Below are 25,715 nucleotides of genomic sequence, written 5' to 3' on the forward strand. Positions count from 1 at the left end.
CTATCGCGGTGCCGTGTCCGCCGCCGCGCGGAACAGCACCGCGCACAGCAGCCACACGGCGACATACGCAGCGGTGAAGCCCAGCAGGAACGCGCGCGGCTCCTGCGTGGCGGTTTGCAGTGCCAGGCCGCCTGCAACGATCTGCAGGCCTGCCATCACCCGCAGGGTGCGCGCCATGCCGCGCGCCCGCCGATGGCTGAGCAGGGCGCCTGCGACGCCTGCCAAGGGAATGGCCATGAACGCCAGATTGAGCGGATGAGAAGGCTCGCCGATGATCCCGACGGCCAGGTTCGCCCACACCAGCAGGAAGGCCGCCCCCAGCGCGATCACGCTGGCGCCGAGATAGGCCGGTGTGCGCGCCGCGCGTGCCGCGAGTTCGAAGGCCGCGCAGCCGGCGAGCAGCATCGCGCCGAACACGGCGAAATCCGATCCCGTCCACGCCACTTCGGACGTGAACCGCATCGCCACCCAGGGCGCCAGCAGCAACGCCGCGGCGCCGCCCCAGGCGAGCGGGCGCATTCGGCGGATCCATCGGGTCGTGGTGGAAGGAAGCGGCATGCTCGCCATCGTCATGTTCCCTGAGCCTGCAGGAGTGCAGGCGTAGGGTCCGTGCGGGGCATGGGCGGGCGAGGGGGCTTATGTGAAGCGAGTGCGAAGTTGCCGGTTGAGGGCATGGCCGGCTCAGGGCGCGGCCGGCGCGGGGCGATGGCCGTAGCTCAGTACGCGGGTGATCTGCCAGCGGCCGTCCTGTTCGCGCCAGACCATCGTGAAATCGGCCAAGCCGCCGCAATCGCCGCCCCCGGTCGAACAGAACGTGTGTTCGCCCTGGGCGATCGCGCCGTAGCCGCGGATCGGATACACCTTCAGCGAACCCGGCACCAGCCGGCGCTGGTACTTGCCGCAGACGTTCTCGCGGGTGCGGCCGATCATCTCGTCGCGCGTCCAGGTGACGCCACCGTTGTCGTGATAGAACTCCACGCCGCTGTCGAAGTAGTCCGCGTGGCGCGCCAGCTGCGCCGGATCGGCGCACTGGTTGAACGCGTCGAACACCGCGCTGTCGAGCGTACCGACGAGCTGCGAGAGCGCCTCCGGCGTGCGCTCGGGCGATGGGGTCGCGGCCGCCGTGCGGCCGGCGAACGCGAACAGCCCAAGCCCGAGCAGCACGGGTACGAGCTTCTTCATCGGGTGATACCCCGGCGCGCGCGCGGCGGTCATGCCGGCGTGGCCACGGTGCGCGGACGCGCGCCGAGCAGTCGCGCCGGCAACATCAGCAGCGCATGCAGGAACGCGAACAGCGCGGAGAAGGTCACGCCTACCAGCCGGAAGGGCAGCGACAACAACCAGGCCACGGGCCACAACACCAGCACCAGCAGGGCCAGCGGCCAGCACAGCACGAACAGGATGCACCAGGCGGCAAGCGCGACGAGGGTCTTCATGGAGGCTCCTAGGGGCAGGGCACCGGTCATCGGTACGTCGCCATCCTCGTGCCGCATCGTCGCCGCCGACAACCGGCCCGCGACGAAATGCCTCCGTCGGCGACGGAAGCCGGCTCAGCCGGTCCGAACCGATCGCCTCGATGCGCCCGCGCCCGTCATTCGCGCACGCCGAACGACAGGCAGCTGCTGCCCTGCCACTGGATCTCGAGCGGGGCGCCGGCATCGGCCACGGTTTCCTCCGAGGGGTCCTTGCCGCTACCCAGGTTGAGCTGGCGGTCCGGCTGCTTGCTCACGCCCACCGTCACCACCAGGCGGCTGCCGGCCGCCAACCTGCGCCCGATCAGGCGCGTGTCCTTCACGGCAAGGCGTTGCGGAATGCCGGGGTCGAGCAGGCGGCGCGCGCGGCGATCCGCGCCGTAGCTCGCGCGCTGCAGCCACCAGGCCAGGTCGAAGTACTGGCCTTCGGCGGTGAGCTCGTACACGCCGATCGCGATATCGACATCGCGCTTGTTGAGGGTGAAATCGAGCGCGCCCTCGAACGGTCCCGCCAGTTCGGTGTCCTGCGCCAGCGCCTCGCCAGTGAAGGCCAAGCCTGCGTGCGGGTCCAGTTGCGGGTTGAGCACGTTCTGCGGCGGCGTCCAGTCGGCGTCGCGGCGATCGCTGAAATCCACGCGCTGCGTGGCGACCACGCCGGACTGCGGTTGCGGGGAGAGCGCGTAGGTGCCGGCTGCCGGGCCCGGCGCCAGGCACAGCGATTGGCGGCGTGTCGCCATCGTCTCCAGCGTGTGCGCATGGCGCCAGGTGTCGGCGCCCATGGCTTGCCAGTTCACGCGGTCGGCCAGCAGCGCCGGCTTCGGCGCGCCCTTGAGCACATGATCGAACCACGCCAGCCGCAAGGCCTGCAGGTTGATCCGCGCGGCGGCATCCGGCGCATAGCCTTGCACGGTCGGCGGCACGCCGGTCTGCATCGTGATGTGTTCGTAAGGGCCGATCACCAGCGTGTGGTCGGCGTCCGGGCGGTGGCGCAGGTGTTCGCGGAAGTAATGCAATACGCCAGCCTGTGCACCATCGAAATACCCCGTCGTGGCCAGCACCGGGATGTCGATGCCGGCGAACTCCTGGCCTTGCGGGATCATCGCCTGCCAATACGCGTCGTAGGCGGGGTGCTGCAGCCATTCGGCGAACAGCGGGTTCGCGCTGCCATCGATCAACGGGCGCTCCCGGTAGGCACGACCGCTCGCATAGGCATCGCGGTCCAGCGTCGCCCAGCGCGTGCGGTCGTCGTAGCGCGCATCATCCAGCCAACGGCTGCTGGCCGTGTACAGCGGCCACGGATACATGAAATTGAGGAAGACATTGCCTTCCATCGGGATGTCGATGCCGGGTGCGGCCGACGCCGATGTGGCGATCGCCTTCAGCGCCGGCGGCCGCTGTTTCAACGCGGACCACTGGGCGAAGCTGTTGTAGCTGCCGCCGAACATGCCCACGCGGCCATCGCTCCACGGCTGCGCCGCGATCCAGCCGATGACGGCGGCCGCATCCACGCCGTCGTGCCGGAAGGGTGCGTTGGCGTCGGGACTGCGGCCCTTGCCGCGGCTGTAGGCCACGGCGCCCACGTAGCCATGCGCGGCCATCGTCTTGGCATCGCCCCAGGCCACGTCGTCGTTGGCGTAGACAGTGAACTGCAGCAGCGTCGGCAAGCGCGGTGCGTTCGCGGGACGCACGACCAGTGCGGCGATACCGATGCCCTCCGGCGTCCGCACCAGTACGTCGCGGTCGATCCGGTAGCGGCGCGCGTCGTCGTCCTTCAACGCCGCCGCGAACAGCGGCTGGAACTCGGCGTACGCGGCATGCACCTGGTACGCACGGACCAGGTCGATGGCCTCGGGCAGCGGCAGCCGCGATCGGTCGGCCACCTTCGCCAGCGCCGCATCGAGATCGCCGCGCACCCTGGCAACGGACGTGCCGAACGAGAATTCCGCCTGCAGCGCCGTGCTGTCGTCGAGCGCGCCGAAGCGCTCGGCGAAGCTCTGTCGCCACGCCTGTGCGAACGGGATCCGGCGCTGCCGCTGAAGCAGCTTCGCGCGTGCATGGATCTCGTACTGGAGGAATACCGGCGGTTGCGACGGCGGGTCATTGCGCAGGGCTCGCAGCGCCTCGATGCTGTCGAGCGCCTGCGCGTACTGGCCGGTGACGACCTGAAGACGGAAGCGCGTTCCGAGCTCGCGTATCCGGTCATCGTCGCGATGGACCGCCAGCGCATCGCGCGCCAACGTGGCCATCGCCGCATCGGCATGGCGGCCTTGCAGGCCCGCCGGGATGCGGATGTCCTGCGTCTGTGCGAAGGAAGGGAGGGCACACGCCGTCAGCAGAAGTCCCAGCAGCAGTCTCATGTCGGTCCGGGGCAGGGAGGGCCGCGGGAGCTTTGCACGCGGGACCGTGGCGGGGGAAGGGCGATGCGACGAAACCGTGCCCGTCGCGACGAAACGGGCACGGGGCCTGATGCTACCGGTCCAGGAAGGCGACGAGTGCCGGGATCGTCTGCTCGGGCGCCTCTTCCATCAGCCAGTGGCCCGAGCCCTGGATGATGATGCCCTCGACGTTGTCGTCCACCATCCGGCCCTGGTCGATCAGGAACTGGCCGCCGGCCTTCTCGCCCGACAGCACCAGCATCGGCATCGTCAGTCGGGTCTGTGCGAAGCCCGCGAAGTCCTTCGCGTCCTGCTCGAAATTACGGAAGTACTCGAAGCCGGCGCGCATGCCGCCCGGGCGTGCGTACTCCTTCGCGTAGAACCGGCGGTCGGCCTCGGGAATCGAGCGCGTGCGGTCGGCGGCGAAGTCGTTCCAGAAGTGCTCGAAGTAGACGCGCTCACGGCCATCGACCAGCTTCAACGGCGTTTCGCCGTAGAAATGGAAATGCCACAGGTCGCGCAGCAGCCAGACCTTGGTCCAGTCGCCGATGCCGGGGATGAAGGCATCCATCAGCACGATGCGCTCCACCTCGTCCGGGTACTGCGCCGCGTACGCGTACGCCACCATCAGGCCGATGTCGTGGCCGACGATCCTGACCTTGCGGTAGCCCAATGACGCCACCAGCGCATGGATGTCCTGCGCGAGCGTCTTCTTGTCGTAGCCGCTCTCCGGTTTGGACGACGCGCCGGCGCCGCGCAGGTCGGGCGCGATCACCACGTGGCGCGCGGCGAGCTTCGGCATCAGCGGGCGCCACATGTGGCTGGTCTCGGCGTAGCCGTGCAGCAGCACGATGGGGGAGGCGTCGCCTTCGCCGGCCTGCAGGTAGTGCAGGGTGACGCCGTTGACGGTCGCGGTGCGGTCGTGGATGGCCGCCGTGCCCGCCGCGTGGGCGGGCAGGTGCAGGGCGAGGACGGCCAGCAGCGCCGTGGTCGCGCGCTGGAAGGAACGCAGCAAGCTGTTCATGACGATCTCCTTGGGGTGGGTGTCGCAAGGCCGACGGCTACACGGTGGCAACGCGGGACCGCGTTGCCGTCGGCCAGGACGGGGTGCGAGGCGCCTAGAGCTGGCTCATGCCGCCGTCGGCGATGATCTCGGTGCCGACGATGAACGCCGACTCGGGCGACGACAGGTGCAGCACGGTCGACGCGATCTCTTCCGGCGTGCCGAAACGGCCGAGCGGGATCTGGTTCTGGATCTGCGCCGCCGTCGTCTCCAGCGAAGCGGCATCCAGGCCGAGCTTGCCGTAGAGCGGCGTCGCCACCGGGCCCGGGCTGAGCACGTTGACACGCGCGCCGCGCGGCAGCAGTTCGGCCGACAGGGTCTTCGCCAGCGAGATCAGCGCGGCCTTGCTGGCGGCATACACCGAGCTGTTCGGCATGCCGATATGGGCATTGATGGAGCCGTTGATGACGATCGACGCGCCCGGATTGAGCAGGGGCAACAGCGCCTGCACCTGGAAGTACGGGCCCTTCGTGTTGGTGCTGAAGATCTGGTCCCACAGCGCTTCGTCCACCTCGGGGAATGCGGCGAACTTCGCCGTGCCCGCGTTGAGGAAGACGGCGTCGAGACGCAGGTCGGCGGCGGCGAGCGTTGCGGCGAGCGCCTTCGCGTCGGCCAGGCGGCCGGCGTCGTTCACCAGCGCGAGGGTGTCGGTTCCGATCTCGGCTCCGGCTCGTTCGAGCGACACCGCGTCGCGGCCGGTGATGACGACGCGGGCGCCTTCCGCCGCGAATGCCTTGGCAGCGGCCAGGCCGATGCCGCTGCTGCCGCCCGTCACGAGGATGGTCTTGTTGTTGAAGCGGTTCATGGTGAAGTCCTTCGATGCCAGCCCAATGCTGTGAGCGCATCCTGGCGCAGGGCTGGCGGCTTTCCGTGCCACAATCGCGACGGACTCGTTCGAAGGTATCGAACATGTTGTCAGCCGATGAATTGGCCCTGCTGGAAGCCATCCGCGAGAGCGGCAGCCTGTCCCGGGCGGCGGCCCGGCTCGGCAAGGCGCCGTCCACCGTGTCGCATGCGGCGCGGCAGCTGGAAGCGCGCTTCGACGCCCTGTTGTTCGACCGCCGCCGTTATCGCCTCCAGCTGACCCCGGCAGGCCACCTGCTGGCGCAGGAAGCCGCCCGCCTGATGCTGGACGTCTCCCGCCTGACGCAGCGGGTCAGGCAGATCGCGGGCGGATGGGAGGATCGCCTGTGGATCGTCACCGACGAGATCCTCGAATTCGAGACACTGCTGCCGGCGATCCGCGCCTTCGATGCCTTGAAGTCGGGGGTGACGCTGCGCATCACCCACGAAGTCCTTACCGGTACATGGGATGCGCTGCGCGATGGGCGCGCCGACCTGGTCGTGGGTGCGACGAACGAACCCCCGGTGATCCCCGGGTTGCGCTGGTTCGAACTGGGCGTGATGGATTGGGTGTTCGCGGTGTCGCCGCGCCATCCATTGGCCAAGGTGCGCGAACCGGTCGAGCGGGCCGCCGTGCTCCAGCACCGCGCGGTGGTGGTGGCCGATACGTCGCGCAGGGTGGATGTGCGCGGCTACGGCGTGCTGGGCGGGCAGCCGTCGCTGGCGGTGCCCAGCATGCGCGCCAAGATCCAGGCCCAATGCGAAGGCCTGGGCGTGGGCTGGTTGCCGCGCGATCGCGTGGCCGGACTGCTCAAGCGCGGCGACCTGGTGGAGAAGAAGATGGTGGATCCGCGCGAACCCAACCTGCTCTACGTCGCCTGGCGTGGGGATCACCAGGGGCGCGCCCTGGACTGGTGGCTGGCACACTTGCAGAACAAGCGCCTGGCTTCGCGGCTGGTGAAGGGCATCGATGTCACTGCGACGACCTGACGGGACGCGAAACACCGCGCGTACTGCGGTTGGAGATACGGCTGTCAATCTGGGAGAAAGGCGAATGCCGACGGACAGGATCGTCGCGTTCCTGCGGGAAATAGGGATCGACGTCGCCGAGGGCATCGTGCCCGAGGACAGTTTTCTTCCCGGCGTCAGGATCGAGCGGGGCACGCTGGTCTTCGATCGCGATCGGCTGGCGTGGCCGGGCGATCTGCTGCATGAAGCCGGTCATATCGCGGTCACGCCGCCGTCCGCGAGGGCGTCGCTGTCCGACGCGCTGGAGGCGCACGAAGAGCACGCCGACGGCGGCGAGGCGGAAGCGACCGCATGGGCCTATGCCGCCTGCATGAAGCTCGGCCTGCCGGCGGAAGTGCTCTTCCATCGCGGCGGCTATCACGGGCGCTCCGAGGCATTGATCACCACGTTCGCGCTCGGCGTCTATCCGGGAAGCGCGGGCCTGGTCCGGTGCGGCATGGCCGCCATGGCCAGCGCGCCCGGTGCCGTGCCGGCGGGCGGTTATCCCGACCTGCTGGCGTGGCTGCGTCCCTGACCCTGCGCACGTCCGCGCTGCGTGCGCTCAGTGACCGGGATCGGCGTCCAGCACATGCAGCCCCACGTTGAGCCGCTTGGCCTGGCGTTTGGCGGCGGCGGCCTGCGAGGCGACTTCCTCGGCGGTGGTGAAGCGGCCGCGTGATGCCGGCGCGACGCCGATGGTCAGCGTGGTCAGCGGGAACGTCGCGTAGCGCCCGGCGCGGTCTTCGCCCTCCAGCACGCCGCGGGTACGGTCGGACTCGTCGAACAGCGCCAGGCTCGCGGCATTGAACTCGCCGACCATGTCGCGGCAGCGGCGCTCCCAGTCGTCGCTCTGGAACAGCACCACGAAGTCGTCGCCCCCCACGTGCCCGACGAAATCCCACTGCGGTTCGGCATGGCGCAGCAGCGTCGACGCGACCAGCCGGATCATGCGGTCGCCGCGGAAATAGCCGTACTGGTCGTTGTACGGCTTGAAGTGGTTGAGATCGCAGTACGCCGCCATGAACGGCTGCTGCGCCTCGATCAATCGCGCGATGTGTTCGGCGATCGGAATGTTGCCCGGCAGCAGGGTCAGCGGATTGGCGTAGCGGGCGGCCTCGATGCGCAGCTCGGTCACGCGCCGCACCAGCGCCTCGCCGGTGCCGACGCCGGCGTAGCGCCCGTCGCGGGTGATGATGAAGCCGTCGGACAGGTAGCGCTGGTCCTCGCCCAGCAGGATTTCCGACATCGCGTCGATGTTCTGCGCCACGTCGGCCATGATCGGCGAGGCATGCATCAGCTTGATGCAGGGCTTGCGGCCGAGCAGCTCGCGCGCGAACGGCACGGCCATGCGTTCGTTGAACACCCGCCGGTTGATCAGGCCCAGTGGCCGCTGGTCGCCGTCGACCACCGGCAACGCCTGCAGGTCCGGGTGCTGGCGGAACAACTGCTCCGCATCGAAGTTGCTGGCGTCGTCGGTGATGAAGGGCGCCTCGATCAGCAGATGGGCCGCGGTGACCTTGGGGAACGACGACCGACGACCGCTGCGCGGCCACACCGGCAGTTTCTCGCGCGAGGCCAGGCGCAGGTCGTCCGGCACCGCCTCCGTGGCGCGCTCGGCGGGGCGGCCCAGCAGGTATCCCTGCGCATAGCGGATGCCCAGGTCCTGGATGATCGCCAGGTCCTGCACGTGCTCCACGCCCTCGGCGATGAGGTCGGTGCCCAGGCTGTCGGCCACCTGCACCAGGGCGCGCACGATGCTGAGCCGGCCGGGGCTCTGCGCGATCTCGTGGATCAGGTAGCGGTCGAGCTTCACGTACTCCGGCCCCAGCTCGTGCCACAGCTCGAAGTTGGAGTGGCCGTTGCCGAAGTCGTCCAGGGCGATGCGGATGCCGGCGGCGCGCAGATAGCCGAGGGCATCGGCGAGGCGGCCCACGTCTTCGACGATGTCGCGCTCGGTGATCTCGATGACGAAGCGGCTCAGGTCGCGGCCCGCCGACTGCAGGCTCTCGATGATCTGCTGGGGGCGCAAGGCGCCCTGCAGGATCGCGTGCGCGCTCAGGTTGAGCAGCAGGCGACCGCCGCGGTCGAAGTCGAACGCACGCACCAGGGTGCGCGCGGCCTGTGTTTCCAGCTCGCCCAGCCGGCCGGCGTTGCGCGCGATGTCCAGCAGCTGCAGGGGGGTCAAGCGGCCATGCGCAGGGCGCATCAGCCCTTCATGGGCGACGACCCGCAGGTCTTCCAGGTGGATGATCGGCTGGAACACCGCGCGCAGACCGCCTGGACGCATCGCGGCGTCCAGCACGTCGGCAGCAGGCAGGGAGATTGGGCGTGCGGGCATGGGGCCGGGACGCTAGCGCGATCGCATGACAATCGCGTGTCACTCCTCGTCGTCATCGTGCTGTAGCGCACGGCGCGTACACCACCGGCATTCCAGAACGGCGCATGCGGGATGCGAACCAGGCCCGGGTGGCGCAGGCGGTCCGGCACTCAGGCCGGTGGCGCGAAATCCGCCAACACGCTGCCGCCGACCGCGATCAGCCGATCCAGGCGGATGCGTTCGCCGGTGCCGAGTTCGGCGTACTCGACGCCGTCGCGGGCGGAGAGGGTGACGATGCGTGTTTCGCGTTCCTGCGTTGCTCCGTCGTCATCGAGGAACCGGATGACGGCCTCCGTCCGCCGCGTCGCGGTGGCTTCCAGCACGTCGTGGAACTCACAGTTGATCGGCGTGTAGGGATCTGACGGATGCGACATGGCGGGCTCTGGAAGACCTGGATGACAGGGTCAGCGTAGCGCGAGGATGCTGCGGCGTCGCGTAGGCGTTGGAGTATGGGCGTGCGCGAATCACGGCGGACTGGCGTTCGCCGGACGACCGCCCGCAGGCGGTGCCCCGCTAGGCGAGATCCACCCGCAGTTCGTCGAGAACGGCCTGGATCGGATTGGCGTAGGCGTAGCCGCCGTGGTCGGGGCAGGCGAACAGCAGGCCCGTCGCCGCGCCCGACGCCTTCGCGACGATCAGGGCGCCGCTGTCGCCACTCTGGGCGAACCGGGACGTCCCGTTCTTCGAACGGATGCGCAGCTGGTGGACGAAGCGCGCAACGCGGTTGGGCGCGTTGCGGTCGATGGGAAGCATCACGTCGCAATCGATGTCGTCGATGACGCCCTGGGAGTAGCCCGTCGTCCTGGCGTGCTTGTGCACCGCCATGCCGAGGCTCGCTGCGGCCGTTCCATGCACGGTACCGACGCCGCAGATGCCGGGCGAGATGCGTATCGCGTCGTCCATCGCGGCGACGGCGGCATCGACCCGGTTCTCCGTCGTGCCGTCTGCCACGATGGGGGCGAAGCGCAGCAGTCTTCCCACCGTGTCCGCCTCCATCCCGCCGTCGCCCGCGGAGGGTTGGCATACGCCGGTGCCCAGCCCGACGGCACCGAAGTCGGCCAGTACGTGGTTGTTGCTGAGCGCGAGGTGCAGCGCTTCCTCGCCTGCAAGGCGCGATCGGACGCTCGCGCCGAGCGTGCCGCCGACGACGGTAACGTGGCCGAACGAGGTGCCGGCGTGCAGGGGGCGCTGGCGCTTCAGTCGCTTGAGCGTGCAGGGAAAGACGGGCGGCGCCGCGAAGAACGCCGGTGGTGCTTCGATGATGTCGGTCGGAATGCCATCGACGAGGGCGGGAATCAGCTCGGCGGCGCCGATCAGGCTGCGTGGCAGCTTGCGCGTTACGTACAGCCTGATGGACAGCGTGGAGGTGGACTTGCCCGCGACCAGCTTGCGGCCGATCCCGATGGCATGCACCAGGCGACCCGCCTGGCGACGGAGATCGGCGATCCGGTAATGCGTGGCGATGGCGCCACCGATCGGCCGTTCCGCACCATGGCAGCGCGAGACCATCTCGCGCTTCGCCAGAAGCAGGCCCTCGGGCAGGCCTGCGACGCAGAGGGGAGCGCGCGACACGTCAGTACTCGGTTTCCACGCTGAGCCGGCCGTCCGAGGTCGCCTTGATCGCGATGTTGCCGTCCCAACCGTTGGCGTAGATCGCCTTCTTCATCGTCCAGTAGGTGAAGTCCGGCGGGGTATTGCCGTTGAGGCTGCGACCCTTGAGGCCCACCCGGACGAGCTTGGGGCTCTTGCGGTCGAGCGAGACGCCGCTGTCCGTGTCCAGCAGCAGTTTCAACGCCTTCGCATTCGGGTGGCCGAAGGCGTAGGCGCTGAACGTCTCGTCGTCCGGCGAGGATTCTCCCGATTGGATGACCGCGATCCGGGGCGTCACCGCAGTGACGAAGTCGGCGGTGGTGGCGTTGTGCGAACCGTGGTGGCCGACCTTGAGGACGTCCGCGTCGAACGCGCCGAGGTCCGCCGCATAGGATTCGAGCATGGCGGAGAGGCCCTGCGACTCCAGGTCGCCGGTGAACAGGAAGACCGCCTTGCCGAATGCGACACGCAACACGACGCTGTCGTTGTTGGCGTCGTTGGCCCAGGTCGTGTCGAGGTCCACGCGGCCCCACAGTGCGGAGATCTTCGGGTCCACGCCGGTGTTGCCGCGCTTGCAGTTGACCGGATCGATGATGTCGCTGGTCGCTCCCGACACTGTCTTGATGTCGGACTCGGCCAGGCCCACGTAGCCGACGCCTTCGATCTCCGCAGCATACGACTGCAGATCGCGTTGCCCCTTGCCGCCGGAGGCGCGGGGCGCGGGAGGGCCGTTGTCGACGACGTTCATCACGACGATCGCCGGCTCCGCCTCGAGCAGCACGGAAACCCCATCGGTGTGGTCCTTGTGCGGGTGCGAAAGCACCACCAGGTGCAGGGTGCGCGCCAGGTCCGCACGGCGCTCGAAGAATTCTTCCAGGTACCGGCTGAGCCGATCGCGGCCGGACACGCGCGCGGTGTTTTCCCCGCCCGTATCGATGAGCACCGCCGCGCAGGAGAATTCCAGCAACGTCGCGTCGCCCTGCCCGACATCGATGAAGTGGGCGACCATCGTCGTGGGGTCGGCCGTGGCCGTCGGCAGGCCCGCGGGCATCGGGGTGTCCACCATCGGGACGTCCCTCGCAGGCGACCGCTGGGTTGCGCGGGTATCCACGGGAGTCACCTGGGTACCCGGCGACGGTCCCTGCTGTGGTGGACCATCGCCGGGGTGCTCGGTGTCTTGTGGCAAGGAGGTCGGCAACAGGGTCCCACCGTCGCCCGTCTCGGCGCGGGGTGCCAATGTGCTCTGGCAACCCGCGAGCAACACGCCGACAACCAGAGACAAGCCGTAGAGCCGATGGCGCGAAGCGATCGCATGCTGCATGAGAGTCCCCTTCCGAAGGGTGGTCCTGCCGACGCTGTGCCCGTCAATGTCCCGATGTACAGGCCTCACCCACGCCGGTCGGTGGCCGCACGGGAAGGGTCAGCTGGTTGAACGCGACGCTGCGGGGCGGGCGGTCAACGTAAATGCAGATACGTGGGGCGAGGCAGGGCCGGGGGCATCCGCGCGAATGGCAGTGGCTTATCCGGGAATCCGCGTGTTCATCGATGGGGGCGTGGAGTTGATGGCGCAGCGTGCACCGGCCATCCGGCAACCACGCTGGCCCGTAGGTCCCTGCCTGGCTGCAGGTATCGCGACCGATGGCCGTGCAGGCCTGCGCCATGCCAGGCAGCCTCGCGCTTGATGCCCCCTTGCCCATCGCCCGCGACCGGTCCGGACATGGCGTTCGATATGCGGCGATATGGCGCGGCATACATGCGGACATGGCGCGCCATAGGCAGCGATGTGGCACGACATGCTCGAGGGCAGGTCGCGCGATACCCTGTGGTATCGCCGATCATGCCGGTGAGTATCGTTCGCCATGTCCATCGGTATGCCGCGCGATACACCGCTGCCTGACCGTTGACGCAAGCGGATATCGTCGTCGATACGTCTGCCGGTCTCCGGTGATACCAACCGGTATCGACGTTGATCCCTGTCGGTATCGCCGTCCAGGATCACGCGTATGGCGCGACACATCACGCGCACCGGACGCCCGGAAAGAGGGCAGGCGACGCGTGGTTGGCGGGGTGCCGGCCACGGCACTGGATCGATTTAATGAGATGATTCCCGTCGGTCTTCAAGCGCCCTTGCCGGGTAGAGCCACCGATGGATGTTGTGCGGAATTGCGCCCAGGGCTGTCTCGTCGCGGATGTCGGTGGCACGAACGCGCGGCTGGGCTGGAGTCCCGACGGGCATGAAATATGCGACGTGGCGACGTATCGCTGCAGGGAGCACGCCTCGCTGGCCGATGTCCTGAACGACTATCTGCATTGGCTGGCATCGAATCGCGCGGGCATGCAGGTGCGCGACGCCGTCGTCGCCATCGCCGGCTATCTCCACGGCGACCGCCTGGTCAACGCCAACCTGCCCTGGGCGGTGTCGGTCGCCCGGACCACCGAAGCCACGGGGCTGGCATCCCTCGCGCTGATCAATGACTTCGGTGCCGTCGCTCATGCGATCCCCGGCGTTCAACGGCATGCGCTTGTTCCGCTGTTGCCGGGGCAGCAGGACGTCGGCATGCGGGCGCCGGCGTTGGTGCTGGGGCCCGGGACCGGCCTCGGTGCCGCGATGTGCCTCGATTGCAGGGGCTCCGACGTGCTGTTGACCGAATCCGGTCATGCGGCGCTGGCGGCGAACAATGCGGTGGAGCTGGATGTGCTGCGTGACCTCGCCCAGCGCTGGCCCCATGTGGACAACGAGCGCGTGCTCTCGGGCACCGGCATGGTGCACCTCCACGCGAGCCTGGCGCGCGTGCGGGGAGCGTCCTCGCGGCATGAGCAGGCGGAGGAGATCGTCGATGCCGCATTGGGCGGGGATGCGGACGCGCGGGAAACGCTCGATGTCTTCTGCGGTTGGCTGGGCAGTCTGGTGGCCGATCTGGCGCTCACCTTGGGCGCACGTGAGGTCTACCTGGCAGGAGGCGTGACGGCGCACATTGCCCCCTTCCTGCATGCCGGCCCGTTCCAGCAACGTTATGCCGGGAAATTCGCGATGCCACGGACGCCGCCGCCGGTCTGGCGCATCGATCATGGTCAGCTGGGGCTGGCGGGCGCGGCCATGTACGGGTGGACGCATCCGGCGTCCCGGGATGGGCGTTTCCTTGAGGAGCACACATGAAAGGCAGGCGAAGATTCCTGGGGCAGATGGCCGCTTCGGCCGGCGCGATGGCGATGTCCGGCAAGCTGGCTGCCGCGTCTCCGGAGGGCGGCATCGCCCAGGGCGGACGCGTGGTGTCCACGTGGGACTTCGGTGTGGGCGCCAACCAGGCAGCCTGGAAGCGCCTGTCGGCCGGAGGCAGTGCGCTGGATGCCGTGGAGCAGGGCGCGCGCTGGGCCGAGGGCGACCTTTGCAATCCCACCGTCGGTCGCTGCGGCAATCCCGACCGGGACGGCGTGCTGACGCTGGACGCCAGCATCATGGATGGCGACGGCCGTTGCGGTGCGGTAGCGGCGCTGGAGGACATCGCGCATCCGATCAGCGTGGCGCGTCGGGTGATGGAGGACACGCCGCACGTGATGCTGGTCGGCGAGGGCGCGCAGCAGTTCGCGGTGGCGCAGGGCTTCGAGAAGCGCCGGCTGCTGACCCCCGAGGCCGAAAAGGCGTGGCACGCATGGCGCGAACGTGCCGAGTACCGACCGCAGATCAATGCCGAACGCCGCCTCCGGCCCGGCGACAAGGACAATCACGACACCCTGGGCATGCTGGCGATCGACCGGAATGGTCGCCTGGCGGGCGCATGCACGACCAGCGGCATGGCGTGGAAGATGCATGGGCGCGTGGGCGACAGCCCCATCATCGGTGCGGGGCTTTACGTGGACAACGAGGTGGGTGCCGCGACCGCGTCGGGCGTGGGCGAAGAGATGATCCGCAACGCGGCGAGCTTCCTGGTGGTGGAGCTGATGCGGCAGGGGCGCACGCCGATGGAGGCGTGCCGTGAAGCGATCGAGCGCGTGGTGCGCAAACGGCCGGAAGCGAGCAAGTCGTTGCAGGTGTGCTTCCTGGCCATCGACAAGCACGGTGAAGTCGGCGCCTTCGCGCTGCACGGCGGCTTCGTGTACGCGGTTTGCGATGCCGCGAAGCAGGACGTACTGCGCGCCTCGGATTCGATCTATGGAGAGGGTGCGTGAGCGCCATGGGCCGGGGTGTCCTCGAGATCGCGGCGGGATCGCTCGCCTCCGCGCTGACGGCGCAGCAGGCCGGTGCGGATCGCGTGGAGTTGTGCGAAGCGCTGGAATCCGGGGGCACGACACCGTCGTCCGCCACCTTGTCCCTTGCGCGCGAGCGCCTGCGCATTCCCCTGTTCGTGCTGGTGCGTCCCCGTGCGGGCGACTTCCTCTACAGCGCGCAGGACGTGGAGGTGATGCTCCGCGACATCGAGTACTGCGTCCGGCTGGGATGCGATGGCGTGGTGGTCGGTGCGCTGGATGCCGACGGCCAGGTCGATCAGCCGTTGTGCCGCCAGCTCGTTTCCGCCGCCGGCACACTGCCGGTCACGTTCCACCGGGCATTCGATGCCGTGCGGGATCCGGCGACCGCGCTGGAACAGGTGATCGAGGCGGGCTTCACGCGCGTGCTGACGTCGGGCGGGTGCACTACCGCGGTGGAGGGCGCCGGGCATATCGCTGCCCGAGTGCGGCAGGCGGCGGGGAGAATCATCGTGATGCCCGGCGCGGGCATCACGGCCGACAACGTCGCGACACTCGCCGCAGCCACCGGTGCCCACGAGTTCCATGCGTCCGCCAAGGCGCCACGCGCGTCCGCCATGCGCTTCCGCGCTCCTCCGCTGGAAGGGCTGTCGCCCGACTGGACGGAGACCGACGCCGGGCGCGTCCACGCGTTGCGCGCCGCGCTGGATGCCCGCGTGCCGGCGTAGCGGGACAGGCTGTCTTATCTCGACATCGAGTACGGCAGTTTCAGTCCCTTCGTGCCATCCCGGTCGGGTGTCGCCTGCATGCGGAAGCGGAGCTCGCCACCGGCGACGATCTCCGCGTGCTCGAGATACGTGCGGTCCAACGGCTTGCCATTGAGCGTGATGGCGCCCACGTAGGTGTGCGCGTTGTCCAGGCCTTCGGCGACGACGGTGAAACGCTTGCCGTTGGGCAGGTGCAGCGTGGCGCGGGGCAGGAAAGGACGGCCCAGCACGTACTGGTTGCTGCCCGGCGTCACGGGATAGAAGCCGAGTGAAGTGAATACATACCAGGCCGACATCTGGCCCAGGTCATCGTTGCCGGCCAGGCCATCGGGGCGCGGCGCGTACTGGGTGTCCATGATCTGCTTCAGCCGCGCCTGGGTGCGCCAGGGCTGGCCGGCGTACGCGTACAGGTAGGCGACGTGGTGGCTGGGTTCGTTGCCGTGCGCGTACCAGCCGATCAGGCCGGTGATGTCTTCCATGTGCTCGAACACGGCCGGGTCGACCTTGGCGTCGAACACCGCGTCGAGCCGCTGCAGCAACGCGTCGCTGCCGCCGTGTGCGTCGGCCAGGCCTGCGACGTCCTGGGGTACGTACCAGGAGTATTGCCAGGCGTTGCCTTCGGTGTAGTCGGTGCCGTAGCCGCTGGCGGCGGGGTCGAACGGTTCGCGGAACGCGCCATCCCGCTTGCGTGCGCGCATGAAGCCGGTGGCGGGGTCGAACGCATGCTTCCAGTTGGCCGCACGCCGGTTGAACGTGTCCGCGACCTCGTGCTTGCCCATCGCCTGCGCCATCTGTGCGATGGTCCAGTCGTCGTAGGCGTACTCCAGCGTCTTGCTGGCGGCTTCGCCTTCTTCGTCGATCGGCACGTAACCCAGTTCGCGATAGGCCGCGATGCCGTCGTAGGGCCCATGGTTCGCACTGGCCACCATGGCCTGCAGGGCTTCGTCGGCGTCGTAGCCGCGGATCCCCTTCATGTAGGCGTCGGCGATCACCGGGACGGCGTGGTAGCCGATCATGCACCACGTCTCCAGACCGTGGAACGACCACACGGGCAGCACGCCGTACGCGCTTTCCCGGCGCGAAGCGAGCAGGGAATTGACGAAGTCGTTGGTGCGTTGCTCGGGCTGCACCAGGGTGGTCAACGGATGCAGGGCCCGATAGGTATCCCAGAGGGAGAAGGTGGAGTAGTTCGTCCATCCCTTGGCCTGGTGCACGGCATTGTCAGGACCGCGATAGCGCCCGTCGCTGTCCATGAACAGGGTGGGGCCCAGCAGCGTGTGGTACAGCGCCGTGTAGAAGCTGGTGCGTTGGGCGGGCGTGCCCTGTGCCTCGACCGCACCGAGGGCGTCGCTCCATTGCTGCCTTGCGGCGGCGCGCATGCCATCGAAGTCCCAGCCGGGCGCTTCCGCGTCGAGGTTCGCCATCGCGCCTTCTTCGCTGACCGGCGAGATGGCCACCTTCACCAGCACGGACCGATCGGCGGGCGGTGCGATGTCGAACGCGGCGACGAGCTGGCGCCCTTCGATCTGCGCGCGCTGCCGGGGATCCTTGTCGCCCGGTGGCGGGAATCCCTTGTAGGGGATGTCCTGTTCGGTGTCGTGCAACTGATGGCCGGCGAGCGGCTGGGAGAAGCGCACAGCGAAGTAGAGCTGCCTGCCCGGCGCCCAGCCGCGCGTTTCGCGGAAGCCGGTCACCGTGCCATCAGGACGCACGCGTACCCGCGACCAGGACACCTTGCCCGGGTAGTCGTACATGCTGGTGCGCAGATCCAGCACCACATGGGCAGGCTGGCCTTTCGGAAAGGTGTAGCGATGCATGCCCACGCGCAGGCTGGCGGTGAGCTCGGCACGTACCTGGTGATCGTCCAGCGTGACGGCGTAGTAGCCGGGCTGTGCGGTTTCGGTGGCGTGGCGGAAGCGCGAGGTGTATCCGCTGCGGGGTTTGTCGGGGTCGCCGCGTTCCAGTTTCAGGTCGCCTGTCGTGGGCATCAACAGCAGGTCACCGAGATCGGAATGGCCGGTGCCGGAGAAGTGCGTGTGCGAGAACCCCACGATGGTCGTGTCGTCGTAGCGGTAGCCCGCTGCCCAGCCGTAGCCGTTCTTGCGCGGCTGGATGCGCGTGTCCGGCGAGAGCTGGACCATGCCGTACGGCACCGTCGCGCCGGGGTAGGTATGGCCTTCGCCTCCCGTGCCGATGAAGGGGTCGACCGCCTGGTAGGCCGCGTCTCCCACGTTGGCCGGCGCCGCCAGGGCGCCGCCCGAGACCAGGGCGGATGCGCCCGCGATTCCCACCAGCATTGCCGCCATCGCGCCGAGCTGCTTCATTCCCGTACCTTTTGGATCGGTTGAATCCCGGGAAAGCTAGCACAGGGACAGAGCGCCCATGGCCCGGCTGCAGGAGGAATGTGCGCTCGATCGTCCTGGCCCGGCACGCGGTGTCGGCTGCTGCGGAGCAGCATGCAAGATCGGGGAGGGCATGGTAAATCTAGCCATGAATTGGATCGATCCAAAACCCGGATGCACTGGCGCGCTGGACGCGACGCGCAGGGCGCCGCATCGACCTCCCTGGTTGGCCGTCGACACTGGAACCCGCATGCAGACAAGGCCCACGACGTTCGCCGCATTCCGTGCGCTGCGCATCCTGAAAGGGCTGCGATCCCTCTGCCTTGTCGTGCTGCTGGCGAATGCGGCGGCAGCGCACGCGGTGGACCGGCATCGCCTGGACCAGGCATGGGAATTCCGCCAGGTACCTTCGACGGCGCAGGCCGACAATCCTTCGGCCAACGGATTCGCGACATGGCGTGCCGCTTCAATGCCCGGCACCGTGCATACCGATCTGCTGGCGCACGGTCTGATCCCGGATCCCTACGTCGGCGCGCCCGAGGCCGGCCTGCAGTGGATCGGCCTGGCCGACTGGGAGTACCGCACCACCTTCACGTCAAGCGCCGGGATGCGCGACGCGGTGCGCAGCGAGCTGACGCTCGACGGCCTGGATACCTTCGCCGACGTGTTCCTCAACGGCGAGAAGGTGCTGGAAGCCGACAACGCGTTCCGTACCTGGCGGATACCCGTGCAAGGCCGCCTGCGCGAGGGGGCCAATGAACTGCGCGTGGTATTGCGATCGCCCATCGGTCGCCTGCTGCCGCAGGTGCAGGGGATGCCGCACCGCATCGCCGGCAACTATCCCTCGCCCTACGGCGACGAACCCAGGGACGCCATGACGGCGAACTTCGTTCGCAAGCCCGGTTATCACTATGGGTGGGACTGGGGCCCGCGCTACGTCACGGCCGGCATCTGGCGACCCGTGCAGGTGTCCAGCTGGGACCTCGCGAGCCTGCAGGATCTGCAGATACGCCAGGATCGCGTGACCGAGGATGTCGCCGAAATCACGGCGATCGCGACGGTCGATGTCGCCACCCCGGGCGAATACGGCATTCGCGTATGGCGGACCACGCCCGAGGGCCGCAGGACGGTCGCCACGGTCCGCCGCCTCGCGCTGCCCGCGGGCATCAGTCGCGTTCCGCAGACCTTCCGCATCACGCGGCCGACGCGCTGGTATCCCGCCGGGTATGGCGCGCAGCCGCTGTACACCTTCGAGGCCGAGGTCCTGAAGGACGAGCGGATCGCAGACCATCGCAGCACCCGTACCGGCCTGCGCAGCGTGGAGCTGCGGCGTGAGCGCGACGTGGGCGGGCAGGGCTTCGCGTTCGTCGTCAACGACATTCCGGTCTTCGCCAAGGGCGCGAATTCCATTCCGTTCGACATGTTCCCCTCGCGGGTGACGCCAGCCCAGCTGCGGCGCGTGCTGCAGTCCGCGGTGGACGCCAACATGAACATGGTGCGCAGTTGGGGCGGCGGATACTACGAGAGCGACGCGTTCTACGACATCGCCGACGAACTTGGACTGTTGGTGTGGCAGGACTTCATGTTCGGTGGCGGCATGCAGCCGGCATACGATCCGGAGTTCCGCGCCAACGTGGTCGCCGAGGCGCACGACCAGGTGCAGCGCCTCCGCAACCATCCCAGCATCGTGCTGTGGTGCGGGAACAACGAGGAAGAAATCGCCTGGAAATACTGGGGCCACGGCAAGACACTGAAGGACGCCGACCCGGTGTTCGCCGCCAAGGTCTGGGACGGCTACGTGCAGCTGTTCGATCGCGACCTGCGTCGCGTCGTGGTCGAAGAAGCGGGCGGCATCGCTTACTGGCCGAGCTCGCCCAGCGACAACATGGCGGAGGCGGCGAACACGACCGCCGCCGGAGACATGCATTACTGGGAGGTCTGGGGCAATCCGGCGCGACCGCCGTCGGCCTACCTCGACATCACGCCGCGCTTCATGTCCGAGTACGGTCTGCAGGCGTGGCCGGTACGCAGGACGATCGATAGCGTGATCGCCCGCGGCGATCAGCGCGTCGATTCTGCGCCCGTCGAGGCGCACCAGAAATTCCTGGCAGGCAAGGGCAACGAGCGGCTGTTGCACTACATCCGCATGGAATTCGGCGAGCCGAAGGACTTCGGCGATTTCGTGTACCTGAGCCAGGTCATGCAGGCGGAAGGGATCGGGCTGGCCGCCAGGCACCATCGCACCAGCCGGCCCCATACGATGGGCTCGCTCTACTGGCAGCTCAACGATGTCTGGCCGGGCGCGTCGTGGTCGGGCATCGACTGGTTCGGGCGATGGAAAGCGCTGCAGTTCCATGCGCGACGGTTTTTCGCGCCGGTGGCCGTTACCGCCCTGCGCAAGGAGGGACGCACGACGGTCAGCTCGGTGTCGGACCGCACCACCTCGCGCCGGGGTGAATGGCGACTGCGGGTGATGGACCTGCACGGCCGCGTGCTGCGCGATGAGCGCAAGCCGGTCGATGTGCCGCCGCTCTCGGTCGTGCGCCTGGGCACCTACGCGGACGCGGAACTGCTCGGCGGCGCCGACCCGGCGCGGACGGTCGCGGTGTTCGACCTGAACGTGGCCGGCGAACCGGCCTCGCGCGAGGTGGTCTATTTCACCGAAGCCAAGCATATTGCGTGGCCTTCATCGCCTGTGAGCGCCCGATTGGGCCATGACCGTCGAGGCCCGACGCTCGATCTCACCGCGGACGCGCTGGCGCGCGCCGTGTGGGTCGACTTCGGCGCGCTGGACGCCGAGATCGCCGACAACGCGCTGACGTTGCTGCCCGGCGAGCGCGTCACGCTGCGCATCTCTTCCGCCGCCGCGCCCGACGTCCTGCGCGATGCCCTGCATGTCAGCACCCTGGCGGACGCCTTGTCCGCACCTTCTTCTCTCCGGAGCACCGCAACACCATGAGCGCGACCGTACCCGCACACGATGATTTCCGCAGCGAATCCTTCCTGCGCGACCACATACGCCGCACGATGGCCTTCTACCACCCGCGCTGCATCGATCTGGCGGGCGGATTCTTCCATTACTTCAAGGATGACGGGCGCGTCTACGACGCATCGCATCGCCATCTGGTCAGCAGCACGCGCTTCGTCTTCAACTATGCGACGGCGGCGCTCGAGTTCGGCGACGAGAATCCCGCGCTGCGCCAGGTGTACATGGACGCGGTGCACCACGGCCTGGCGTTCCTGCGCGACAAGCACCGGGATCCGGTGAGTGGCGGCTATTTCTGGACGTTGCGCGATGGGCTGCCGGAAGACGCCACCCAGCATTGCTATGGCGCGGCCTTCGTGCTGCTGGCGTACTCCATCGCGCTGAAAGCAGGGGTCGACGCCTGCCGTCCGTGGATGGACGCGCATTGGGAACTGCTGGAAACCCGCTATTGGGAACCGGAGCATGGCCTGTACCGGGACGAGGCCACGCGCGACTGGCGGTTCAGCGAGTATCGCGGGCAGAACGCCAACATGCACATGTGCGAAGCGATGCTGGCTGCCTACGAGGCCAGCCACGAGGCGCGGTACCTCGATCGCGCCCTGCAATTGGCGGACAACATGACCCGCCGCCAGACGGCCCAGACCGAAGGCCTGGTCTGGGAGCACTACGATGCGCAGTGGCGCGTGGATACCGATTACCACCGCGACGATCCGAAGCACCTGTTCCGCCCGTGGGGGTTCCAGCCCGGCCATCAGACGGAGTGGTCCAAACTGCTGCTGATCCTCGATGGGCACCTGCGTCGTGCCGGGACGCCCGCAGACTGGCTGGTACCGAAAGCCAGGGAACTGTTCGACCGGTCGATGGAGGCTTCCTGGGATGCGGAGTCCGGCGGACTGGTCTACGGCTTCGCGCCGGAAGCCCTGCGCAAGGACATCGAAGGCCCGCTGCTTCCCGATGGGCGCCACTTCATCTGCGACGACGACAAGTATTTCTGGGTGCAGGCCGAGTCGCTGGCATGCGCCGCCAGGCTGGCCGTCGCCACCGGCGAGGATCGCTACTGGCAGTGGTACGACCGGTTGTGGGACTACGCGTGGACGCACATGGTCGATCATGTCCATGGCGCGTGGTTCCGCATTCTCGACCGGCGGAACCGCAAGTACGACGACGACAAGAGCCCCGCAGGGAAGACCGACTATCACACCATGGGAGCCTGCCATGACGTCCTGGCCGTACTGCGCGCGCATGCCTGAGTCGACCCTTGTTCGCGGGAGGATCCTCCCGATCGCATTGGCGATGCTGTTGTTGCCGCACGTCGCGTCCGCGCGCGATGCCCGCTTCGCCACATCGTTCGAAGCGGGTGAGCCGGTGCCGGCGGGAGCAACGGCCGGCACCGCGCGTATCGCGGTCGGCGACGGCCCTGCGCAGCCGTATGCCGCCAAGGCCGGAAAGGGCTACACCGGCGACCATGCGCTGAACTACCGCGCCGACGCCGCCGGGCGCGTGTCGTTGTTCGCGGTCGATATCGGCGTGGAGAAGGACACGACGCTGTCATGGATGGTGTTGCCGGAGATTGTCGCCGGCGACGCGGCGGCATCCACGGGCGTGTCGTTGGACCTGGTCTTCGACGACGGCCGCCGGCTGTCGGCGCTGGGCGTTGTCGACCAGCACGGTGCGCCCGTCACGGCCGCGGGGCAGGCAGCGTCGATGACGCTCTATCCGCAGCAGTGGGCGCGCAAGCAGGTCCGCGTGGGCGAGGTGCCCGCGTTGCGGGGCAAGCGCATCCGCGCGATCGAACTGCAACTCGAGCCGGGGGCGCACGGCGCGTCGGCCGGCTGGATCGACGACATCGCCATCGACATCAGCGCTCCGGCGGACAAGCGACGGCCCAGCGACTACGTGCTCACCACGCGCGGCACGCAATCCAACAGCACGTTCTCGCGGGGGAACAATATTCCGGCCGCGGCGATGCCGCATGGCTTCAATTTCTGGGTGCCGGTCACCGATGCGGGTTCGCTGAGCTGGCTGTATCGATGGAACGAACAGAACGGACCCGACAACCGGCCGCGCCTGCAGGCGCTGTCGATCAGTCACCAGCCGAGCCCATGGATGGGCGATCGCCAGACCTTCCAGGTCATGCCATCGGCCGCGTCAGGCATTCCGGAGGCCGATCGCGGGAAGCGGGCGCTGTCGTTCACCCATGACCGGGAGGAGGCGCGTCCCCACACCTACCGCGTGGACTTCGACAACGGTATCCGCGCCGAGATCGCGCCGAGCGAACGCGCTGCGATCTTCCGCTTCCGGTTTCCGGAGGACGGCGATGCCAACCTGCTGTTCGACAATGTCGATGCACGCGGCGGACTGACGCTGGACGACGCCACGCAGAGCTTGCACGGCTACACCGACACGCGCAGCGGGTTGTCCAACGGTGCGACGCGGATGTTCGTCTATGCGCGGTTCGATCAGCCGTGGCGGGAGAGCGGGCAGATCGCGACAGGCCGGCCCACCGGCTACGTGAAGTTTTCGCCGGGCCGCGACGGGGAGGTGTCCATGCGCATCGCCACCTCGTTGATCTCGGTGGAGCAGGCGCGTCGCAATCTCGACCTGGAAATCGGCACCGCCGGATTCGAGGACATCCGGTCGCGCGCGCAGACTGCGTGGGACGAGCTGCTTGGCCGGGTGCGGGTGGACGGTGCCAGCGAAGACCAGCGGGTGACGGTCTATTCCAACCTGTACCGGTTGTTCCTGTACCCGAACATCGCGCATGAGAACGTGGGCAGTCCCGAACAGCCGGACTGGCGGCATGCCGACCAGAACAGCTGGTCCAAGGACAATACGGGCGGCGACGCGCTTCGTACGTCCGCGCCCGTTCGTGCGGGCAGGGTCTACGTCAACAACGGGTTCTGGGACACGTTCCGCACCACATGGCCGGCGTACTCGCTGTTCGCACCCGAGCGCGCGGGTGAAATGATCGACGGCTTCCTGCAGCAGTACCGGGATGGTGGCTGGATCGCGCGCTGGTCCTCCCCCGGCTACGCCGACCTGATGGTGGGCACCAGTTCCGACGTCGCCTTCGCCGATGCCTGGCTCAAAGGCGTCCGCGGGTTCGATGCGCACGAAGCCTACGAGGCCGCGTTGCGCAATGCCACGGTGGTGCCCCCGGTGTCGAATGTGGGGCGGAAGGGCCTGGCGCGTTCGATGTACCGAGGCTACGCCGACAGCAGCGTGCATGAAGGGCTGTCCTGGACGCTGGAAGGCGCACTCAACGATTTCGGGCTCGCACAACTGGGCCTGGCACTGGCGGCCGAGGAGAAGGACGCGGCGCGCGCGCAGCGCTACCGTGAAGAGGCCGCGTACTTGCAGGCGCGCGCGACCGATTACACGCATCTGTTCGATCCGGCGACGAGCTTCTTCCGTGGCCGGACGGCGGGCGGCGGCTGGCACACGCCCGCTGCCCGGTTCGATCCCAGGGTGTGGGGCGGCGATTACACCGAAGCCAATGCATGGACCTTCGCCTTCACGGTGCCCCATGACGGGGCGGGCCTGGCCTCGCTGTACGGGGGCGAGGACGCACTGGCCAAGCGGTTGGACGCGTTCTTCGCCACGCCCGAAACGGCGGAGAAGCGATTCTCCGGCGCCTATGGCGATGTCATCCACGAGATGACCGAGGCGCGGGACGTGCGCATGGGCATGTATGCGCACAGCAATCAGCCTTCGCACCACATTCCCTGGATGTACGTGGCGGCGGGGCAGCCCTGGAAAACGCAGCGCGTGACCCGCGACATCATGCGCCGGCTCTACCTGGGCAGCGAGATCGGCCAGGGCTATCCGGGCGACGAGGACAATGGCGAGATGTCGGCCTGGTACTTGTTCGGCATGCTCGGCCTGTATCCGCTGAGGATGGGAGCCCCGGAATATGTCATCGGATCACCGGCATTCCCGCGCGCCGAGGTCGATCTGGGCGGTGGGCGCACGCTTACCGTGACCGCCCACAACAACAATGCCCGCAACGTGTACGTGCAGTCGCTCAAGGTCAATGGAGCGCCATGGACGCGGGCATGGCTTCGTCACGCGGATATCGCCGGCGGCGGGACGCTGGAGTTCGTCATGGGCGATACCCCTTCGACCTGGGGCAGCGGTGCCGACGCATTGCCGCCCTCGCTGACGCCGCCGGGTGAGGCGCCGAGCGGCCTGGCCGACATCACATCGAAGGCGGTCAGCGTGTCCCTCGGTGCGCGGCGTCAGCCTAGGGCGCTCGTCGATGACGATGCCTCCACTTCGCTCGCGCTGCCCGCGGGAGAGGGCATTGGTTTCCGTTTCGCTGCGGCGGAGCGCGCAAGCTATTACACGCTGACCAGCGCGGACACGCCTTTGTCGGCGCTGTCGTGGGTGCTTGAAGGGCGTTCGGGCGAGGGCGCCTGGACGCTGCTGGACCAGAGGCGCGCGCAGGCATTCGCGTGGGCCCGACAGTTGCGCCCGTTCGGCATCGCGCATCCCGGCGACTACACCGAGTACCGGGTGCGGTTCGAGGCAGGCTCAAGTGCGGCCCTCGCGGAGATCGAGCTGCTGCAACCGGTGCCCCGACAGGCCACACCGTAAGAGGGGCGGGTGACGGGCGGGGAAACCCCGCCCGTGGACCAGGGCCGCCGTTCGGCGACTTGCTGCGAGGCAGCATGCAACTGGATGAGCGCTGTGCTAATTATGCGTTCC

19 protein-coding genes are annotated in these 25,715 nt (G+C 68.3%); 8 read left to right on the forward strand and 11 right to left on the reverse strand.

Annotated features, from left to right (window positions below):
* The 6 genes from ASD72_RS17560 to ASD72_RS17585 all read right to left on the reverse strand — a co-directional run bounded on the left by ASD72_RS17560 (window position 1) and on the right by ASD72_RS17585 (window position 5,715).
* Window positions 1-519, reverse strand: a complete 519-nt coding sequence (locus ASD72_RS17560; protein WP_056881251.1) for a hypothetical protein — start codon at window positions 517-519, stop codon at window positions 1-3.
* 162 nt (window positions 520-681) lie between these two features.
* Window positions 682-1,215, reverse strand: coding sequence for a nuclear transport factor 2 family protein (locus ASD72_RS17565; RefSeq protein ID WP_235578051.1), 534 nt, complete (start codon window positions 1,213-1,215; stop codon window positions 682-684).
* The gene (locus tag ASD72_RS17570; protein ID WP_056881253.1) at window positions 1,212-1,436 is read right to left on the reverse strand and encodes a hypothetical protein; all 225 of its coding nucleotides are present in this window, start codon (window positions 1,434-1,436) and stop codon (window positions 1,212-1,214) included. Before ASD72_RS17570 ends, ASD72_RS17565 begins: the two co-directional genes overlap by 4 nt.
* Before the next feature lie 155 nt (window positions 1,437-1,591).
* Complete coding sequence (locus ASD72_RS17575) at window positions 1,592-3,829, reverse strand: CocE/NonD family hydrolase (RefSeq protein WP_056881254.1); 2,238 nt, start codon at window positions 3,827-3,829, stop codon at window positions 1,592-1,594.
* A gap of 112 nt (window positions 3,830-3,941) precedes the next feature.
* Window positions 3,942-4,871: an alpha/beta hydrolase gene (locus ASD72_RS17580; RefSeq protein WP_056881255.1), complete on the reverse strand. Its 930-nt coding sequence runs from the start codon at window positions 4,869-4,871 to the stop codon at window positions 3,942-3,944.
* Window positions 4,872-4,965: 94 nt separating this feature from the next.
* Entirely contained in the window at window positions 4,966-5,715 is a 750-nt protein-coding gene (locus tag ASD72_RS17585; protein WP_056881256.1) for an SDR family oxidoreductase, read from the reverse strand.
* A gap of 104 nt (window positions 5,716-5,819) precedes the next feature.
* Here ASD72_RS17585 and ASD72_RS17590 point away from each other — a divergent pair, with 104 nt between their 5' ends.
* Window positions 5,820-6,743, forward strand: a complete 924-nt coding sequence (locus ASD72_RS17590; protein WP_056881257.1) for a LysR family transcriptional regulator — start codon at window positions 5,820-5,822, stop codon at window positions 6,741-6,743.
* Window positions 6,744-6,807: 64 nt separating this feature from the next.
* Window positions 6,808-7,296, forward strand: a complete 489-nt coding sequence (locus tag ASD72_RS17595) for a hypothetical protein (RefSeq protein ID WP_056881258.1) — start codon at window positions 6,808-6,810, stop codon at window positions 7,294-7,296.
* 27 nt (window positions 7,297-7,323) lie between these two features.
* Here ASD72_RS17595 and ASD72_RS17600 read toward each other — a convergent pair whose 3' ends face one another.
* The 4 genes from ASD72_RS17600 to ASD72_RS17615 all read right to left on the reverse strand — a co-directional run bounded on the left by ASD72_RS17600 (window position 7,324) and on the right by ASD72_RS17615 (window position 11,839).
* Window positions 7,324-9,099: an EAL domain-containing protein gene (locus ASD72_RS17600; RefSeq protein ID WP_081420437.1), complete on the reverse strand. Its 1,776-nt coding sequence runs from the start codon at window positions 9,097-9,099 to the stop codon at window positions 7,324-7,326.
* A 149-nt stretch (window positions 9,100-9,248) separates the two neighbouring features.
* Window positions 9,249-9,512, reverse strand: a complete 264-nt coding sequence (locus tag ASD72_RS17605) for a hypothetical protein (protein ID WP_056881259.1) — start codon at window positions 9,510-9,512, stop codon at window positions 9,249-9,251.
* Window positions 9,513-9,651: 139 nt separating this feature from the next.
* A complete protein-coding gene (locus ASD72_RS17610) occupies window positions 9,652-10,710 on the reverse strand; it encodes a hypothetical protein (RefSeq protein ID WP_056881260.1) in 1,059 nt (352 codons plus the stop codon).
* A gap of 1 nt (window position 10,711) precedes the next feature.
* Window positions 10,712-11,839, reverse strand: coding sequence for an MBL fold metallo-hydrolase (locus ASD72_RS17615; protein ID WP_162250407.1), 1,128 nt, complete (start codon window positions 11,837-11,839; stop codon window positions 10,712-10,714).
* A 1,035-nt stretch (window positions 11,840-12,874) separates the two neighbouring features.
* Between ASD72_RS17615 and ASD72_RS17620 the strand changes: the two genes are divergently transcribed.
* From ASD72_RS17620 to ASD72_RS17630, 3 genes are read left to right on the forward strand one after another with little or no spacing between them, the layout of a single operon-like run.
* The gene (locus tag ASD72_RS17620) at window positions 12,875-13,885 is read left to right on the forward strand and encodes a glucokinase (protein WP_056881262.1); all 1,011 of its coding nucleotides are present in this window, start codon (window positions 12,875-12,877) and stop codon (window positions 13,883-13,885) included.
* Window positions 13,882-14,895, forward strand: coding sequence for a N(4)-(beta-N-acetylglucosaminyl)-L-asparaginase (locus ASD72_RS17625; protein WP_056881263.1), 1,014 nt, complete (start codon window positions 13,882-13,884; stop codon window positions 14,893-14,895). The genes ASD72_RS17620 and ASD72_RS17625 overlap by 4 nt, the downstream gene beginning before the upstream one ends.
* A gap of 5 nt (window positions 14,896-14,900) precedes the next feature.
* Window positions 14,901-15,641 carry a copper homeostasis protein CutC gene (locus tag ASD72_RS17630; protein ID WP_056881264.1) on the forward strand — a complete coding sequence of 247 codons (741 nt, stop codon included), beginning with the start codon at window positions 14,901-14,903 and terminating at the stop codon, window positions 15,639-15,641.
* A 14-nt stretch (window positions 15,642-15,655) separates the two neighbouring features.
* Here the strand turns inward: ASD72_RS17630 and ASD72_RS17635 are convergent, their stop codons facing one another.
* Complete coding sequence (locus ASD72_RS17635) at window positions 15,656-18,004, reverse strand: GH92 family glycosyl hydrolase (RefSeq protein WP_235578052.1); 2,349 nt, start codon at window positions 18,002-18,004, stop codon at window positions 15,656-15,658.
* Window positions 18,005-18,272: 268 nt separating this feature from the next.
* Between ASD72_RS17635 and ASD72_RS17640 the strand changes: the two genes are divergently transcribed.
* From ASD72_RS17640 to ASD72_RS17650, 3 genes are read left to right on the forward strand one after another with little or no spacing between them, the layout of a single operon-like run.
* Entirely contained in the window at window positions 18,273-20,981 is a 2,709-nt protein-coding gene (locus ASD72_RS17640) for a glycoside hydrolase family 2 protein (RefSeq protein WP_081420439.1), read from the forward strand.
* Window positions 20,978-22,258 carry an AGE family epimerase/isomerase gene (locus ASD72_RS17645; protein WP_056881265.1) on the forward strand — a complete coding sequence of 427 codons (1,281 nt, stop codon included), beginning with the start codon at window positions 20,978-20,980 and terminating at the stop codon, window positions 22,256-22,258. Before ASD72_RS17640 ends, ASD72_RS17645 begins: the two co-directional genes overlap by 4 nt.
* Window positions 22,251-25,604, forward strand: a complete 3,354-nt coding sequence (locus tag ASD72_RS17650) for a GH92 family glycosyl hydrolase (protein ID WP_056881295.1) — start codon at window positions 22,251-22,253, stop codon at window positions 25,602-25,604. The genes ASD72_RS17645 and ASD72_RS17650 overlap by 8 nt, the downstream gene beginning before the upstream one ends.
* The last annotated feature ends 111 nt before the right edge of the window (window positions 25,605-25,715 follow it).

This window comes from Pseudoxanthomonas sp. Root630, assembly GCF_001427585.1.
Taxonomy (GTDB): domain Bacteria; phylum Pseudomonadota; class Gammaproteobacteria; order Xanthomonadales; family Xanthomonadaceae; genus Pseudoxanthomonas_A.